Consider the following 17419-nt stretch of genomic DNA (forward strand, 5'->3'; position numbering starts at 1 on the left):
TCTCGCCCCCGCACGACGTACGCCTGCGTGGCTTATGCATGGGCCGTGGACGAATGGTGCGTGCTTCGCTATTGACAAGGTTTGGGCGTAAACGTATGTTTCAAACACCTGTTTGACCGCGAGGCATACGAGATTGTCTGGCGCTTGAGGGTATCTCTCCAGCGACCGCCCGGTCATTCGTTCCAGGATTCATCAGCAGAGGTTATCGCTATGCCTGACTACAAGGCCCCCTTGCGTGATATTCGTTTTGTTCGTGATGAACTGCTCGGCTATGAAGCGCACTATCAGAGTCTGCCAGCCTGTCATGACGCCACTCCGGACATGGTCGACGCCATTCTGGAAGAGGGTGCCAAGTTCTGTGAGCAGGTTCTGGCTCCACTGAACCGCGTGGGCGATACCGAGGGTTGCACCTGGAGCGAGTCGGGCGTGAAGACGCCGACCGGCTTCAAACAGGCTTACAAACAGTTTGTCGAAGGCGGCTGGCCGAGTCTGGCACATGACGTCGCGCACGGCGGTCAGGGTCTGCCCGAGTCGCTGGGCCTGGCGGTCAGCGAGATGGTCGGTGAAGCCAACTGGTCGTGGGGCATGTACCCGGGCCTGTCGCACGGTGCGATGAACACGATCTCCGAGCACGGCACGCCCGAGCAGCAGGACGCGTACCTGACCAAGCTGGTATCCGGCGAATGGACCGGCACCATGTGCCTGACCGAGTCGCATTGCGGCACCGACCTGGGCATGCTGCGTACCCGCGCAGAGCCTCAGGCTGACGGGACCTATAAGGTTACCGGCACCAAGATCTTCATTTCTGCTGGCGAACACGACATGGCCGATAACATCGTCCACATCGTGCTGGCCCGCCTGCCGGACGCACCGGCTGGCACCAAAGGCATTTCGCTGTTCATCGTGCCCAAGTTCCTCTCGGCTGCCGATGGCGGCATCGGTGAGCGTAACGCGGTGAATTGTGGCTCCATCGAGCACAAGATGGGCATCCACGGCAACGCCACCTGCGTGATGAACTTCGACGGCGCTACCGGCTACCTGATCGGCCCGGCCAACAAGGGCCTGAACTGCATGTTCACGTTCATGAACACCGCGCGTCTGGGCACGGCACTGCAAGGTCTGGCGCACGCTGAAGTCGCCTTTCAGGGTGGTCTGCAATATGCCCGTGACCGTCTGCAAATGCGTTCGCTGACCGGTCCCAAGGCACCGGAAAAAGCCGCTGACCCGATCATCGTTCACCCTGATGTGCGTCGCATGCTGCTGACCATGAAGGCGTTCGCCGAAGGCACGCGTGCCATGGTGTACTTCACGGCCAAACAGGTCGACATCGTCAAGTACAGCGAAGACCCGGAGCAAAAGAAAGCCGCTGACGCATTGCTGGCGTTCATGACTCCGATCGCCAAGGCGTTCATGACGGAGGTGGGCTTCGAAGCTGCCAACCACGGCGTGCAGGTTTACGGCGGCCACGGCTTCATTGCCGAGTGGGGCATGGAGCAGAACGTTCGCGACAGCCGGATTTCGATGCTGTACGAAGGCACCACCGGTATTCAGGCGCTCGACCTGCTGGGCCGCAAGGTGCTGATGACCCAGGGCGAAGCGCTCAAGGGCTTCACCAAGATCGTTCACAAGTTCTGCCAGAGCAACGAAGGCAACGAAGTTGTGCAGGAGTTTGTGACGCCACTGGCTGCGCTGAACAAGGAGTGGGGCGACCTGACCCTGAAAGTGGGCATGGCGGCGATGAAGGATCGCGAAGAAGTGGGTGCTGCATCGGTGGATTACATCATGTTCTCCGGCTATGCCTGCCTGGCGTATTTCTGGGCCGACATGGCGCGTGTTGCGGCCGAGAAACTGGCGGCCGGTGCGTCGGACGAGGCGTTCTATCGCGCCAAGATCCAGACCGCGCGTTTTTACTTCCAGCGCATCCTGCCGCGTACTCGTACTCACGTGGCGACCATTCTGTCGGGTGCTGCCAACCTGATGGACATGAAAGAAGAAGACTTCGGCCTGGCTTACTAAGCTTCGCTGGCGTCATGAAAACCGCCTGATCGCTGATCAGGCGGTTTTTTTATGGGTGCGTTTTAGCGCATGGCTGTATTCGAATTCCCGGCGAGACCTGAGAAGGCGCTCAGGCCCCGTGCATAGTCACGATGTTCTCCAGGACACCTCTCGTTCCTCACGCACGCGTGGGAATGCAGTTCGTGACGCTCTGCGTCACACAGGGGTTTTCTTTGTCAGGTGGATTTGGGTTCGACTCAGGTCACCTTTTCGCCCCTCGGCGAGTCACTTTGATGGGGCCAAAGTGACCAAAGCCCCTGTCACTTACGTCGCGATCTGCGTCGTCAGTAACATCGCGATAAAAAAGCGCTTTTATGTGCAGTGATGACAGGCAAAGCATGACGTTGCGCTGCAGCACGACGCGGAGCGTTGCCCAATGCATGCCAACGCATGGGCGCTAGACGCCCGCAATAAACATTTCCCACTTCCTGCCGTTACAGAAATTAAGTTGTTTGTTGATCCTGCCGATGCATTGTTTGCTGGGGAGGGGCACAATGCCATCAGCCCAGCCAGTCATCCAGATGCCGGGTAGGAGATAACCCCTTTTGTTGCGTCCATCAGCTGCACGCTTGAGTCATTTTCTGCCTTCACTGGGTTTGCTGGTGGCGGGGCTCGCGGCTGCGTACGTAAAGGACCTGAACGTCTTCTTCACTTCGTTGTTCAATGTGCTTCCGACCCTGGTTCTGCTGTTGGGCGGGGCGTACTGCTTTGTTTATCGACGTCAGCGCGAGCTGTTTCTGATGCTCACGGTGTATATCGCCTACTACCTGCTGGACACTCAGACCGATTACTACCGTGACCATGGCAAGGTCCGCGAAGATGCGGCGGTGATCTTTCACTTGGTCTGCCTGCTGCTGCCGGTGCTGTTCGGGCTGTATGCGGCATGGGAGGAACGAACCCATCTGTTCCAGGACATGGTCGCGCGGCTCGCGGTGCTTGTAGCGCTGGGAGGTGTGGCGGTGGGACTGGAGCAAAGTTATCCGGTCGAGCTGCAAGTCTGGCTGGCGGACATCCGCTGGCCTGCCCTGCATGGCGCATGGATGAGCCTGATTCAGTTGTCTTATGCGATGTTTCTGGTGTCCTTCGCGGTGCTGATCTGGCAATACCTGGAAAAACCGCGACCGCTGCATGCGGCCCAGATTGTCGGCCTGCTGGGTTTGTTCTGGGCATTGCCGAAAACCTTTATCCTGCCGTTCACGCTGAACATCCTCTGCAGTCAGGTGATGCTGATGATTGCCGCTGCGGTCGCTCACGAGGCCTATCAGATGGCCTTCCGTGACGAGCTAACCGGGTTACCTGGGCGTCGGGCGCTCAATGAGCGCATGCAGCGTCTGGGTCGCAACTATGTGCTGGCGATGAGTGACGTGGATCACTTCAAGAAATTCAACGATACCCACGGCCACGATGTGGGCGATCAGGTGCTGCGTCTGGTGGCCAGCAAGCTGTCGAAAATCACCAATGGTGGCGGCAAGGCCTATCGCTACGGTGGTGAGGAGTTCGCCATCGTTTTCGCTGCCAAGAGTATCGATGAGTGCATGCCGCACCTGGAAGCTATCCGCGAGACCATCGCCAGCTACGAGATTCAGCTGCGCAACAAGAACGATCGTCCCCAGGACGATCAGCAAGGCCGGCAGCGTCGCAGTGGCGCGCAGGCAGGCAGCGTGTCGGTGACGGTGAGTATCGGCGTTGCCGAACGCCAGCCGGAGCATCGCACGCCTGAAGAAGTGCTCAAGAGCGCCGACCAGGCGCTGTATGCGGCCAAGGGTGCCGGGCGCAATTGTGTGGTGGCTTATGGGCAGTTGAACCGACGCGGCGCTGTGCGCACAACTGAAGCCGCAACCTGATCAAACCCTGGCACTTCCCGTGACCTGTTATGACTATTCAGTCATGACACGACCCTATGTCTCTGAAATGTTGTTCGGTTAGACTCGTGGAACTCGACTGCTGATCTGCGTCGCTGGATGTATCGATCGGCTTCCCAAAGCATTTCGATCCGTGTTCACGAGGTTTGCCATGGCTGACTATAAAGCGCCACTGCGCGATATGCGCTTCGTCCTCAATGAAGTCTTCGAGGTGTCCAAGCTCTGGGCTCAACTGCCCGAGCTGGCCGAAACCGTCGACGCTGAAACGGTCGAAGCCATTCTCGAAGAAGCCGGTAAAGTGACCAGCAAGACCATTGCGCCGCTGAGCCGCAACGGTGACGAGGAGGGCTGCCACTGGAAGGACACCGTCGTCACCACTCCTGCAGGTTTTCCCGAGGCCTATAAGATCTACGCAGAAGGCGGCTGGGTCGGTGTGGGCGGTAACCCCGAATTTGGCGGCATGGGCATGCCCAAGGTGGTGTCGGCTCAGGTCGAAGAGATGCTCAACTCTGCCAGCCTGGCGTTCGGTCTGTACGCGATGCTCACCTCCGGCGCCTGCGTGTCGATAGACACCCACGCGACCGAAGCGCTCAAGACCAAATTTCTGCCCAATATGTATTCAGGCGTCTGGGCCGGGTCGATGTGCCTTACCGAGGCTCACGCCGGTACGGATCTGGGCATCATTCGCACTCGCGCCGAACCCCAGGCGGACGGCGCTTACCAGATCACCGGCAGCAAGATTTTCATCACCGGTGGCGAACACGACCTGACCGAAAACATCATCCATCTGGTGCTGGCCAAGTTGCCGGATGCACCGCCCGGCCCGAAAGGCATCTCGTTGTTTCTGGTGCCCAAGTTCATGGTCGGTGACGACGGCAGCGTCGGCGAGCGCAACGCCGTCAGTTGTGGCTCGATCGAGCACAAGATGGGCATCCAGGCGTCTGCAACGTGCGTGATGAACTTCGATGCCGCCACCGGTTACCTGATCGGTGAGCCGAACAAGGGCCTGGCGGCGATGTTCACGATGATGAACTACGAGCGCCTCGGCGTGGGTATCCAAGGGCTTGCGTCTGGCGTGCGTTCTTATCAGGCCGCCGTTGAGTATGCGCAGGACCGTCTGCAGAGTCGTGCCCCGACCGGTGCGCAGAACAAGGACAAAGCCGCTGACCCGATCATCGTCCACCCTGACGTGCGTCGCATGCTGTTGACCATGAAAGCCTTCAACGAAGGCGGCCGGGCGTTTTCCAGCTACGTCGCTCTGCAACTGGATATTGCCAAGTTCAGCGAAGACGATACCGCGCGCAAGCGTGCCGATGATCTGGCGGCGCTGCTGACACCGGTCTCCAAGGCGTTCCTGAGTGATATCGGTCTGGAAACCACCATCCATGGCCAGCAGGTATTCGGCGGCCATGGCTACATCCGCGAGTGGGGCCAGGAACAACTGGTGCGTGACGTGCGTATCACGCAGATCTACGAAGGCACCAACGGCATTCAGGCGCTGGACCTGGTCGGGCGCAAGATCGTCGGTTCGAATGGCGCGCTCTATCAGTTGTTCTCCGATGAAGTCCGCCAGTTCATCAACGGCTCAAGCAACGCGCTCAGCGAGTTCACTCAGCCGCTGAGCAAAGCCTTGAACATGCTCGATGAACTGACCGGCTGGGTGCTGGATCGGTCGCGCAACAACCCCAATGAAATTGGCGCAGCCTCTGTGGAGTACCTGCATCTGTTCGGTTACACGGCGTATGCCTACATGTGGGCCATGATGGCCAAGGCAGCACTGGGTAAAGAGCAGCAGGAGGAGTTCTACGCAAGCAAACTGGGGACCGCACGCTTCTACTTCGCACGTCTGCTGCCGCGTATTCACTCGCTGGATGCCTCGGTGCGCGCGGGCAGCGAGTCGTTGTACCTGTTGAAGGCGTCACAATTCTGACCCGGAAAAGTCTTGTAAGCATTTGCTTACACTACGTGACGCCAATTGGCCTCTTCCCAAGAAAGGGATCCAAAGTTAATCTTTGTTCATGGACGTAGCGCAGGAAGCGCAACAAGACATAACAGGGACACGTAGGGAAGCCTGCCAGGATGGCGGGGTGAAAGGGAAATCAGGGAAACAGTCTGGAAAGCCCCGCTTCGGCGGGGTTTTCTTTGTTTGCGTTTTGACAATTCTGTTTTCTTTCCGCTCGCAGCACACGCTGCTGTGCCCGTGTTGCAATGCTTGTCCTGAGCCCCTCCCGCTAAAGAATAATGGCGCGGTGCCAGAGCCGGTTGAACCCTCACCGCCGGCCAGGGTCGATTAGCTGTATGGCCAATCAGAGCCAATCAATCAGGAGCTTTTCATGGACATCATTCGTATCATTTTCGCCATTCTGCTGCCTCCGGTAGGCGTGTTCATGCAAGTAGGCTTTGCTGGCGCTTTTTGGTTGAATATCCTGCTGACCCTGCTGGGTTATATCCCGGGCATCATCCACGCGATTTACATCATCGTTTCGCGTAAGTAATACCTCGTCGCACTCGCTGATCGTTCCCTGATGCGGGAACGATCACACGGCCTGATCAGGCATCCAGCACATCCCGATAGAAACGCCATTCCTTCTCCAGCGCATCTGCCAGGTTATTTGCCTTGCGGAACCCATGATGCTCGTCCGCATAAAAGTGCGCTTCGGTCTTGATACCGTTGTCCTGCAAGGCCTTGAGCATGGACCGGGTCTGTTCGGGAACCACCACGGCATCCAGTTCGCCCTGAAAGAAAATGACCGGCACGCTGATGCTGTCGGCGTGCAGCAGGGGTGTACGAGCCTGATAGCGCTCTATGTCCTTGTCGGGATCGCCGATCAGCCAGTCCAGATAATCACCTTCGAACTTATGCGTCGCCCTGGCCAGTGCCACCGGGTCGCTGACCCCGTACAGACTGGCACCTGCGCGGAATACGTCGTGGAAGGCCAGCGCGCAGAGCGTGGTGTAGCCACCTGCACTGCCGCCGCGAATAAAAGCCTGTCGTTCGTCAATCAGGCCGCGCTCGGCCAGATGCTTCACGACTGCACAGGCGTCTTCGACATCCGCCACGCCCCAGGTGAGGTGCAGGCCTTGCCGGTACACGCGACCGTAGCCGCTGCTGCCGCGATAATTGAGGTCTGCGACGGCGAAGCCTCGGTGTGTCCAGTACTGAATGCGCGGGTCCAGCACCGGGTAGCAGGCAGAGGTCGGGCCACCATGGATGAACACCACCAGCGGCGGTTTTTCTGCGCCGGTCATGGCCGGATAGAAGTAGCCATAAGCCTCGGCCCCGCCACTGGGGTAACGCAACGTCTGAGGACGGCTGATCTGGTCGGCCGGCAGCGGCGACCCGCCTCCGGCAAGTACGTGAACACTGGCGTCGTGGCGAGAAATGGCCAGTACCGCAGAGGTGCTTATGGCCGAGGCCGCAATGCAATAGACGAACTCTTCGTCAATGGCGAGGCTGCGAAAGCGACTGTAGCCTGCGCTGAAATCCTCGACGCTGCCGTCGGCCTGGCACAGCCCCAGAACACTTGAACCTTCTGCAAACCAGCTCGCCAGGTAACCATCGTTGATCGGCAGCCAGGTGCAGCTGCCCATTTGCCAAGGCGCTGACGCATGATCCGCCGGACGGGCGGGAAGCGGCGCAAACCCGGAAGGCGATTCGCCCCACGGCTGCCAGTAACCTGCACGATCAGTCAGGCAATACAGACGCCCATGGGCATCGAAGCGCGGTTGTTGCAGAGACTCTTGCGCACCATCGCCTGCGATGCACTGCGCAGTGGCCCAACTGCCGTCGTCCTGTTTCGTTGCACACATCAAGCGAGTGCTGGTCCACGGCTGATGCGGGCGCTGCCATTCGATCCAGGCCAGGCGTCCGCCGTCGGCACTGACAATCGGCGATGAGTAGAAATCAGCGCCTTCGGCCAGCAACTGGCGCTTGCCGTCAGTCAGCTCGATAGCCACCAGTCGATGCGTGTTGCGGTCCTCTTCAACGGCCAGAATCTGGCCGCCGCTGAAGAACACGCCGCCGTAGCGCTTGTCGCCCTCGGTCAGCGCCACCGGCTCGCTGGCGTCCAGTGCCTGTCGATACAGTTGCTGATCGCGCTCGTTGACGAAGACTACGGCGTCGTCGGCGAGGCAGAATGAACCACCGCCATACTCATACACCCGGCTGCGTACGCTGAAGCCTTGTGGCGTCAGGCAGCGCTTGCTGTTGGCGTACCAGTGCCAGATGCGGCTGGCGCCGTCTTCGGGGCGGTATTCGTTCCAGAACAGGCCCGCCGAGCTGACATCCAGTTCGGCGAAGTCAACGCCTGCCGCGACCGCTTGCGCAGCGCTCAGGCGTTCAGGAGGATTTTGCGATGAGTCGTGAGTTTCGGTCATTGCGAAAGGCCAGCTCTTCAATGGTTTGAGTAGCGGTTTCGGACTCGTCACGAGCCTGAGTGATGATCCCGTGGTGATAGGATTTGCTGCACACCGGGTCGGCATTGGCGGCGTCGCCGGTCAGCATGAAGGCCTGGCAGCGACAGCCACCGAAATCCTTTTCCTTCTCGTCACACGAACGGCACGGCTCGGGCATCCAGTCGTAACCGCGAAAGCGATTGAAGCCGAACGAGTCATACCAGATGTGCTGCATGCTGTGATCGCGCACATTGGGGAACTGGATCGGCATCTGCCGCGCACCGTGGCAGGGCAGCGCCGTGCCATCCGGTGTCACGGTCAGGAAGATATTGCCCCAGCCGTTCATACAGGCTTTGGGACGCTCTTCGTAATAATCAGGAGTGACGAAAATCAGTTTGCATGGGTGATTTTCTGCCTCCAGCCGGGCGCGGTATTCGTTGGTGACGGCTTCGGCGCGGACCAGTTGATCTTTGGTCGGCAGCAGGCCGAGGCGGTTCAGGTGCGCCCAGCCATAGAACTGACAGGTCGCCAGTTCGACGAAGTCCGCTTCCAGCGCGAGACACAGCTCGATGATCTTGTCGATGCGATCAATGTTGTGCCGGTGGGTGACGAAGTTCAGCACCATCGGGTAGCCGTGCTTTTTAACCGCCTTGGCCATCTCCAGCTTCTGCGCGAAGGCTTTTTTCGAGCCGGCGAGCATGTTGTTGACCTGCTCGTCGCTGGCCTGAAAGCTGATCTGGATGTGGTCCAGGCCTGCTTCCTTGAAGGCGATGATCTTCTCTTCGGTGAGGCCGATGCCCGAGGTTATCAGGTTGGTGTAGAAGCCCAGACGCCGCGCCTCGGCGATCAGTTCGGCGAGGTCCTGGCGCACCAGCGGCTCGCCGCCGGAAAAGCCGATCTGCGCCGCACCCATTTCCCGCGCTTCCTGCATGACCTTGAACCACTGCTCGGTGCTCAGCTCCTGGCCCTGTTTGGCAAAATCCAGGGGGTTTGAGCAATACGGGCACTGCAGCGGGCAGCGATAGGTCAGCTCGGCGAGCAGCCACAGTGGCAGGCCGACCTCGGGAGTGGGCGGTATGTACGGGGTGTTGGTGACGGGTGCTATGTCAGACAAGATCGATCCAGTTTTTCTTTTTGGCGCCTTCCATGAACTCGTCGACGTCCATGCCCAGTTCGGGAACATTGGGGAACTGCTGATGAAGCTCATCAATGACGGCGGCGATGGTGCGCTTGCCATCGATCAGCCCGCCGATCAGGGCCGCGCTTTCATTCAGTTTGATCATGCCCTCAGGGTAAAGCACCACATGCGCCTTTTGCGCAGGCTCGTACTGGAAGCGATAGCCCTGATGCCATTTGGGTGTCAACGCTCGGAACTGCGGATCGTGCTTCATAGCGTAATCCCCTTATGCCAGACCCTTTGGTCTGTGACGCTGTGATACGGCGGGCGGTTCAGCTCATAGGCCATGGACATCGCATCGAGCATGCTCCACAGGATATCGAGTTTGAACTGCAGGATTTCCAGCATACGCTGCTGACCTTCGTACGTAGTGTAGTGCTGTAACGTGATGGCGAGGCCGTGCTCTACATCGCGTCGGGCCTGACCCAGGCGAGTGCGGAAATATTCGTAGCCGGCCGGATCGATCCACGGGTAGTGCTGCGGCCAGCTGTCCAGACGCGACTGGTGGATCTGCGGTGCGAACAGTTCGGTCAACGAGCTGCTGGCGGCTTCCTGCCAATTGGCGCGGCGGGCGAAGTTCACGTACGCGTCGACGGCAAACCGCACGCCTGGCAGCACCAGTTCCTGCGAGCGCAGCTGGTCCGGGTCCAGTCCCACGGCCTGGCCCAGGCGCAGCCAGGCTTCGATGCCGCCGTCTTCGCCGGGCGCACCGTCATGATCGAGCAGGCGCTGAATCCACTCGCGACGGATCTCGCGATCCGGGCAGTTGGCCAGAATCGCCGCGTCCTTGAGTGGAATGTTCACTTGATAGTAGAAACGGTTGGCGACCCAGCCCTGAATCTGCTCGCGGGTCGCTCGGCCCTCGTACATCGCCACATGGAACGGGTGATAGATGTGGTAATAGGCACCCTTGGCGCGCAAGGCCTGTTCGAATTCGGCGGGGGACAGCGCAGTCGCTTCGCTCATGTCAGCTCCTAAAGCTCGATGCTCATGCCATCGAAGGCCACTTCGACGTTGCGACGAACCAGCTCCGCACGTTCCGGGGAGTCTTCGTCGAGAATCGGGTTGGTGTTATTGATGTGGATAAGCACCTTGCGCTGCTCGGGGAAGCCTTCGAGGACTTCCAGCATGCCGCCGGGGCCGTTCTGTGCCAGATGGCCCATCTCCCGGCCGGTGCGCGTGCCCACGCCACGGCGCTGCATTTCGTCGTCGTCCCACATGGTGCCGTCGACCAGCAGGCAGTCGGCGTCACGCATCTTCTCGGCCAGTGCTTCATCGACCTTGCCCAGGCCTGGGGCATAGAACAGCTTGCCGCCAGTGCGGGTGTCTTCGACCAGCAGGCCGATGTTGTCGCCCGGGTGCGGGTCGAAACGGTGTGGCGAGTAGGGCGGGGCGGCGCTGCGCAGCGGGAAGGGCGTAAAGCGCAGGTTCGGGCAGGCCGGAATCACGAAGCTGCCCTGCAACTCGATGCGGTTCCAGGTCAGGCCGCCGTTCCAGTGCTTGAGCATTTCGAACAGCGGGAAGCCGGTGCTCAGGTCCTCATGAACCATGTCGGTACACCACACCTGATGCGGGCAGCCTTCACGCAGGCTGAGCAGGCCGGTGGTGTGGTCGATCTGGCTGTCCATCAACACGATCGCGCTGATGCCGGTGTCACGCAATGTGCGCCCGGGCTGCATCGGCGCAAAGCCCTGCAATTGCGCGCGAATATCCGGTGAGGCGTTGCACAGCACCCAGTTGATACCGTCGTCGGACAGCGCAATGGACGACTGGGTCCGCGCATGGGCACGCAGGCTGCCGTCGCGAAAACCTGCGCAATTGACGCAGTTGCAGTTCCACTGGGGGAATCCACCGCCAGCAGCAGAACCTAGAATCTGGATGTACATGACAGCTCCCGGGACACGCTCTGAAATAAAAAACAGCCATAACCATAAAAAAAGCCCCGGCGAACCGAGGCTTCACAGCGCACTGAAATCAACGGCTTGCGAAGTACATGGTGACTTCAAAACCGATACGCAGATCAGTGTAAGCAGGTTTAGTCCACGACATAAAAATCTCCTCGGATAAGTGCAGCGTTGGGTGACTACATCTTAGTGCATCGCTGGAGGCATACGTTCAGATGCTTAGGGAGCTATGTTACTCAATTTCACAATTGGACAGGTTCGGAATCTGCAGAAAAGACCATTACTGTTCAGGTAAGGATTGCGGAACGGCCGCGCTGGCAGGGCGATTGGCCACGATCAGCCAGCCCCCTGTGGCGCTGATCAACTGATCCGCAGAGGCCAGCAACGAGTGTGTATCCAGATTTGACAGAGCCCCCTGCAAGGTCTGCGCATGGTCACCCCGGTGCCCGGCAAGTTGAGCCTGCCACTGCAGGTCGGCACGCTGTTGCTGCGGCAGGCTCGACGGCTCGAACTGCGCTGCAAGGGCGTTTGCCTGTTCAGGCAAATCTGCGTCGCGCACCAGTTGCGGCAGTTTGCCGATAAAGGCCCCGATGTGCGCAAACAGCTGTTGGGCACTGCTGGTGGGTGATTGCACGCCGAACAGCAAGCCGGTCCGTCCGTCGATCTGCCTGAGGCCACTGAACACCGCGTAGCCCAATTGCAGTTCGACCCGCAGCCGCTGATAGAACGGCGCTTGGGCCAGGTGCGCGAGCAGACGCCAGGCGGCTTCATCTTCGATGGAAGTCGTGGGCGCGGGGCAGAACACCAGCACGGCGTCTTCCGAGGAGGACGATACTTGCGTCGCCCAGTGCTTGCCAGCGCGAATGGTCGGCAGATCGGGCGGGGAGGTTTGCCGAACGCCGGGTGCCGCATTCAACACCGCGTCCAGCATTGACTGGCGGGCCGGGTCGAAGCCGCTGGTTAAACTGCTCCAGCGCGAAGCCGCCCATACGTCAGGAAGGTCGCTTATGGCCACCTCCGGGTCACTGCGCAGGTAGTGATCGGCAAGCTGCTTGAGCAACTGACGAATCGGGATCAATACCGGTTCGTCGTGTTCCAGCGTGTGTGCATCGGGGTGCTGCAAGCGCTGCAGGCTTTGTTGCAGGACCGCCACCATCGGTTCGCGCAAGCCGTTCAATTGAAGCTGCCAATAAGGGCCGTACGCAGTGAAGGTCAGGGTTACCCCGGCCTGACGTGCGTCTTCGACCAGTGGCTTGAGCGCGGCATCGAGTCTCCGCCAGAAAGCGGGTTGCGGGGACGGCAGTTGCCAGCGCAGGTACAGCGCGGCTTCAGCGGGGTCGTCCGCTGCCGTACCAAGAAACGGATTCGGCGCTGGCAGGTGCCAAGTGACCGGCTCTGGATCGAGGTTATCCACATCAGCGGTGAGCTTCGACAGTAATGCGCTTAAGGCTTTTTGGCCTTGCTCGCTCAACTGCGCGGGCGTTTGGCGACAGTGGTGGTTTGCCAGAGCCAATGCTCCGCACATCTGCAGACGGCGTTGTTCGAGACGGTGGTATTCCTCGATTCGCGTTGGCCAGTGAGCCTTGAAGAAACCGAGCCAGCTGAAAAGCAGGCTGCTGATAGGGGTCGCGTTCGCCAGGTCGCCCGTAAACTCGATATCCAGCAAAAGCTGCCCGCCGAACTGGTAAAGCGGCGCGGCGTGCAGTGAAGTGCCAAGCCCCTTGCGGACCAACTCGGCAACCAGTCCGCCAGGCTGCGCTGCATTGAGCCAGTGACAGAAGAAGGCCACCGCTTCGTCAGCCTTGTCCGGCAAGTCCTCAACAGCAAACAGCAGATGGTTTTGCTCGCCAGCCTGTCGAGGACTGGCCATCAATGCTGGAGGCGGGCGCTGTTTGAGCTTCATCCCGCTGGCGAAAACTGTGCCGTGGTTTGTCGCCAGCGCCTGTAATTCAGCGATCGGCAGCGGGCCAGTCAGGCACAGGGTCATCTGTCCGGCTTGATAGAAGCCTCGATAAAAGTCTTTCAACGCTTGCTGAAAAGCCGGGTTGGGCACTGGCAGGCTATAGCGATTGCCGGCGTGAAAGCCGCGCAGCGGATGCTGTGGGTTGATCGCTGTCAGTAGGCGCGCCTGATCGCGGGATGCGCTATCGCCGAGCCAGGCGATGAATTCGGCGTGCAGCACTTCGCGTTCGCGCAATTGATCTGCGATGTCCATGCGCGGCTTGGCAAGCATGTCGCACAGGCGCTCCAGCCCTTGGGCGAAGGCGGCTTGCGGCAGTTCGAAGAAGAAGTCAGTGGTGCGCTCGCGGGTGCTGGCATTGACCTGCCCGCCATGACGCTGCACAAAGGTCATCAAGTTGTCCCCGGCCGGGAAGCGTTCGGTGCCGAGGAAAAACAGATGCTCCAGAAAATGCGCCAACCCTGGCCAAGCCCGAGGCGCATCGTGACTGCCGGCTGCCACGCGCAACGAGGCCGCACAGCGCTTGAGCCGTGGCTCGTGACACAGCACCACATTCAGACCGTTGGCCAGCGTGAGGCGTTGAGTGTCAGTGGCGTGTGCGGCAGGCATGAGGGGCGTCCGGAAAGCTGTGCGAGGCGAGGCGTCATGCTAGCGGATTAGCTGACCTGATCGCGAGCCTGCTGCTCAAAGCTGCGAAATAGAGGACGCAAAGGGGCCGCCAAGCTTCCCGACAATGCATCGCTTGAAAGACCGTCTTCGCGAACAAGTTCGCCCCTACCCCTCGGGCAGAAGGCTGTTTTTGATTCTGCCCAACGGGCGTAGGAGCGGACTTGTCCGCGAAGGGGCCGTCAAGCTTTCCGAAAATGCATCGCTTGAAAGACCGTCTTCGCGAACACGTTCGCTCCTACCCCTCGGGCAGAAGGCTGTTTTTGATTCTGGCCAACGGGCGTAGGAGCGGACTTGTCCGCGAAGGGGCCGTTAAGGTTTCCAAAAATGTATCGCCTGAGCGAGCGTCTTCGCGAACACGTTCGCTCCTACTCCTCGGGCAGGAGGCCGTTTTTGATTCTGCCCAACGGGCGTAGGAGCGGACTTGCCCGCGAAGGGGTCGCCAAGCCTTCCGAACATGCATCGCCTGAGCGAGCGTCTTCGCGAACAAGTTCGCTCCTACCTCTCGGGCAGGAGGCCGTTTTGATTCTGCCCAACGGGCGTAGGAGCGGACTTGTCCGCGAAGGGGCCGTTAAGCTTTCCGAAAATGCATCGCTTGAAAGACCGTCTTCGCGAACAAGTTCGCTCCTACCCCTCGGGCAGGAGGCTGTTTTTGATTCTGCCCAACGGGCGTAGGAGCGGACTTTTCCGCGAAGGGGCCGTTAAAGTTTCCAAAAATGTATCGCCTGAGCGAGCGTCTTCGCGAACACGTTCGCTACGGGCTCCGGCCAGAATCAAAAGCGGGCTTGTGTATGACGATGGTCGCGGAGCGTGGGCACGATAGTTATAGGATTATTCCGCACGCTCTGGTGTGGGAATGATCCATCCGGCTGATCTGATCAAGTCAGCGACGTATAAAGCGCCGGGCGGCGATCCATGAAGTAGTCGTTCGCGGTTCTGGCCTGGGCCAGCAGTGACTTGTCCAGCGTGCCGACCAGCAGCGCTTCGTCCTGACCTGCCAGCAATGGACGGCTGCCGTCCGGCGCGCAGAGGCTGCTGAGCCCGCAGTAACAAATCGCGCCTTCGCTGCCGCAGTAGTTGGCATACACCACGTAGCAGTGATTCTCGAAGGCCCGCGCCCGAACCGTCACGTCGCAGACGAAATCGTAAGGCAGCATGTTTGCGGTGGGGACCAGAATCAACTCGGCCCCTGCCAGGGCCAGCCGACGGGTGTTTTCAGGGAATTCCACGTCGTAGCAAATCAGCAGGCCCAAGCGCCAGCCATTCAATTCGACCACCGGGTAATGATCGTCGCCTGCGGCGAACATCGACTTGTCCAGATCGCTGAACAGATGTGTCTTGCGGTAGTTGCACAGGCGTGTGCCCTGGCTGTCGATCAACTGTACAGCGTTGTAGATCTGCCGATCGGCAGCACGTTCCGGATAGCCGTAGAGGATCGCAATGCCGCTGGCCTGTGCGATGGTGGCAATGCGCGTCGCTGCCGGACCGTCCTGCGTCTGCGCCAGCTCACCGACAGCCTGAGCGCCGATGTTGTAGCCGCTGAGGAACATTTCCGGACAGATCAGCAGCTGTGCCCCTTGCTCGGCGGCGGCCTGAGCCTGCTGTTCCAGGCGAGTCAGGTTGCCGCTGACATCCAGCGGCAATGGCGGGCATTGATACAGCGCAACGCGCATGGGGTTTTCCTTATGTCAGTCGCCCAGTGCAATCGGGCCGATTTCGTGGAACACATCACCGGGGCCGGGGTTCTCGGCGTGAGTCTTGCCGCCGAAGTGGTTCATGATCCCCCACACGGCGTTCAGTGAAGTCTGCACAGCGCCTTCGACCCACGCCGGTGTCCAGGACACATCGTCGCCGGCGATGAACATGCCGCGCTGTTCGCTGGGCATATCTTGCTGCATGAAGTGCGCGTACATGCGCTGGTTATAGCGGTAATGGCCCGGCAATGCACCCTTGAACGCACCCAGGAAGTGCGGATCGGCTTCCCATGACACGGTAATCGGATCACCGATGATCCGCGCTGCGATGTCCACTTTAGGGTAGATCTTCTTCAAGGCGTCCAGCGCCAGCTTCACCCGCTTCTCGATGGGCTGCGGGAGCATCTTCAGAGCATCGCTCATCCACGAATAGGACAGGCAGATCACGCCGGGTTTGTCGTCGCCGTTATCGAACAGGTAAGTGCCACGGGTCAGCCGGTCGGTGAGGGTCATGCTCATCAGGTCGCGACCGGTTTCCGGGTCTTTGTCCTTCCAGAACGGGCGGTCGACCATCACGAAGGTCTTTGACGACTGCATGTAGCGGGTGCGGTCCAGGGCCATCCACATTTTCTGCGAAAACAGCGACTCTTCGCACTCGATCTGCGTGGTCAGCAGCCAGCTCTGGCAGGTGGTCAGCACGGCAGCGTACTGCCGGGTGTCGCCCCAATTGTCAGTCACCGCAAAACTGCCATCCTCGGCGCGTGCAATGCGCTTCACGCCGGGACGTGGTGCGCCGCGGTGCAACGACGACAGGCTGGTGCCCTTGGGCCAGTGCGCGCAATGCTCGGGTACATGGCTCCACAAGCCAACCGGCACTTGCTGCACGCCGCCGACGATCAGATGCTGGTGCTCATCGCAGTTGGTCATCACCACGCGGAAGATTTCCAGCATCGAGTTGGGGAAGTCCGAGTCCCAGCCGCCCGTGCCGAAGCCCACCTGGCCAAACACTTCGCGGTGAAAGAAAGACAGGCTGGCGAAGGCCTTGGAGGTCGCGACAAAGTCATAGAACGTGCGGTCGTCCCATAACGGCACCAGCTTGTTCCACAGTTCTTTGAGGCGCGGCACATCGCGATCGCGGATGGCCTGCTGGATGTCCCCGAACTGCGAGCCGCTTTCCAGTGCGTCGGCCCAGGCGTCGGCGACCTCCTGAAACAGCGCCGGCAGGTCCGAGAGCATTTGTGCGTAGTAGGTGGTGCCTTCCAGGTCGATAACCGTGCTGCCGGACGCCGCAGTCAGCGGGTTGGGGAAGGGCCTGGACTCAAGGCCCAGCTTGTCGACGTAATGGAAGAACGCTGTCGAGGACACCGGAAAGCGCATGCCGCCCAGTTCGGCAACGATGCCTTTGGCGCCTTCGAACTCCTGCGAGCGCAGGCGGCCACCCATTTTCGAGGCTTCGTACACCACCGGCTTGAGGCCCATCTTCATCAATTCGTAGGCCGCCACCAGACCGGCTATCCCGGCACCGATAATTGCCACCTCAGCGCCGTGGTTCTCCACAGGGATGCTGCCCAGGCCTTTCGGGTGCTCAATCCAGTCATCGAAGGCGAAGGGGAAATCGGGGCCGAACATGGTGATTGGCTTTTTGCCGTTGGCGGGGTGACGGTTGTTCTTCATGACGGACCTTGATGGGCAACGGCGAAAAACAA

General features: G+C 60.0%; 13 protein-coding genes. 4 read left to right on the forward strand and 9 right to left on the reverse strand.

Going from position 1 to position 17419, the window contains the following annotated elements:
* Positions 1 to 210 precede the first annotated feature (210 nt).
* The 4 genes from JOE34_RS08470 (at position 211) to JOE34_RS08485 (ending at position 6412) form a co-directional block, all read left to right on the forward strand.
* On the forward strand, positions 211 to 2016 hold the full coding sequence (locus tag JOE34_RS08470; RefSeq protein ID WP_046266863.1) for a phenylacyl-CoA dehydrogenase: 1806 nt from the start codon (positions 211 to 213) through the stop codon (positions 2014 to 2016).
* A gap of 584 nt (positions 2017 to 2600) precedes the next feature.
* Positions 2601 to 3899, forward strand: a complete 1299-nt coding sequence (locus JOE34_RS08475; RefSeq protein WP_003422647.1) for a GGDEF domain-containing protein — start codon at positions 2601 to 2603, stop codon at positions 3897 to 3899.
* A 169-nt stretch (positions 3900 to 4068) separates the two neighbouring features.
* Positions 4069 to 5847: an acyl-CoA dehydrogenase C-terminal domain-containing protein gene (locus tag JOE34_RS08480; RefSeq protein WP_004415706.1), complete on the forward strand. Its 1779-nt coding sequence runs from the start codon at positions 4069 to 4071 to the stop codon at positions 5845 to 5847.
* A 403-nt stretch (positions 5848 to 6250) separates the two neighbouring features.
* The gene (locus JOE34_RS08485; protein WP_002555565.1) at positions 6251 to 6412 is read left to right on the forward strand and encodes a YqaE/Pmp3 family membrane protein; all 162 of its coding nucleotides are present in this window, start codon (positions 6251 to 6253) and stop codon (positions 6410 to 6412) included.
* A gap of 55 nt (positions 6413 to 6467) precedes the next feature.
* On the opposite strand, the gene JOE34_RS08490 is transcribed toward JOE34_RS08485, so the two are convergent.
* The 9 genes from JOE34_RS08490 to JOE34_RS08530 all read right to left on the reverse strand — a co-directional run bounded on the left by JOE34_RS08490 (position 6468) and on the right by JOE34_RS08530 (position 17387).
* On the reverse strand, positions 6468 to 8294 hold the full coding sequence (locus JOE34_RS08490; protein WP_046266862.1) for a S9 family peptidase: 1827 nt from the start codon (positions 8292 to 8294) through the stop codon (positions 6468 to 6470).
* Positions 8257 to 9426 (reverse strand): pyrroloquinoline quinone biosynthesis protein PqqE, encoded by a 1170-nt coding sequence (gene pqqE / locus JOE34_RS08495; RefSeq protein ID WP_003393569.1) that lies wholly within the window; start codon positions 9424 to 9426, stop codon positions 8257 to 8259. The genes JOE34_RS08490 and pqqE overlap by 38 nt, the downstream gene beginning before the upstream one ends.
* Positions 9419 to 9703 carry a pyrroloquinoline quinone biosynthesis peptide chaperone PqqD gene (gene pqqD / locus JOE34_RS08500; RefSeq protein ID WP_003393568.1) on the reverse strand — a complete coding sequence of 95 codons (285 nt, stop codon included), beginning with the start codon at positions 9701 to 9703 and terminating at the stop codon, positions 9419 to 9421. Before pqqD ends, pqqE begins: the two co-directional genes overlap by 8 nt.
* The gene (gene pqqC / locus JOE34_RS08505; protein ID WP_003402120.1) at positions 9700 to 10455 is read right to left on the reverse strand and encodes a pyrroloquinoline-quinone synthase PqqC; all 756 of its coding nucleotides are present in this window, start codon (positions 10453 to 10455) and stop codon (positions 9700 to 9702) included. The genes pqqD and pqqC overlap by 4 nt, the downstream gene beginning before the upstream one ends.
* An 8-nt stretch (positions 10456 to 10463) precedes the next feature.
* Positions 10464 to 11375: a pyrroloquinoline quinone biosynthesis protein PqqB gene (gene pqqB / locus JOE34_RS08510; protein WP_003316206.1), complete on the reverse strand. Its 912-nt coding sequence runs from the start codon at positions 11373 to 11375 to the stop codon at positions 10464 to 10466.
* Positions 11376 to 11463: 88 nt separating this feature from the next.
* Positions 11464 to 11538, reverse strand: coding sequence for a pyrroloquinoline quinone precursor peptide PqqA (pqqA, locus tag JOE34_RS08515; protein WP_003422658.1), 75 nt, complete (start codon positions 11536 to 11538; stop codon positions 11464 to 11466).
* 135 nt (positions 11539 to 11673) lie between these two features.
* Positions 11674 to 13962 carry a pyrroloquinoline quinone biosynthesis protein PqqF gene (pqqF, locus tag JOE34_RS08520; RefSeq protein ID WP_057444936.1) on the reverse strand — a complete coding sequence of 763 codons (2289 nt, stop codon included), beginning with the start codon at positions 13960 to 13962 and terminating at the stop codon, positions 11674 to 11676.
* 935 nt (positions 13963 to 14897) lie between these two features.
* The gene (locus JOE34_RS08525; RefSeq protein ID WP_074909515.1) at positions 14898 to 15692 is read right to left on the reverse strand and encodes a carbon-nitrogen hydrolase family protein; all 795 of its coding nucleotides are present in this window, start codon (positions 15690 to 15692) and stop codon (positions 14898 to 14900) included.
* A 15-nt stretch (positions 15693 to 15707) separates the two neighbouring features.
* On the reverse strand, positions 15708 to 17387 hold the full coding sequence (locus JOE34_RS08530; protein WP_209995550.1) for an NAD(P)/FAD-dependent oxidoreductase: 1680 nt from the start codon (positions 17385 to 17387) through the stop codon (positions 15708 to 15710).
* Positions 17388 to 17419: the final 32 nt, after the last annotated feature.

The sequence above is a fragment of the Pseudomonas sp. PvP028 genome, assembly GCF_017832255.1.
GTDB lineage: Bacteria > Pseudomonadota > Gammaproteobacteria > Pseudomonadales > Pseudomonadaceae > Aquipseudomonas > Aquipseudomonas syringae.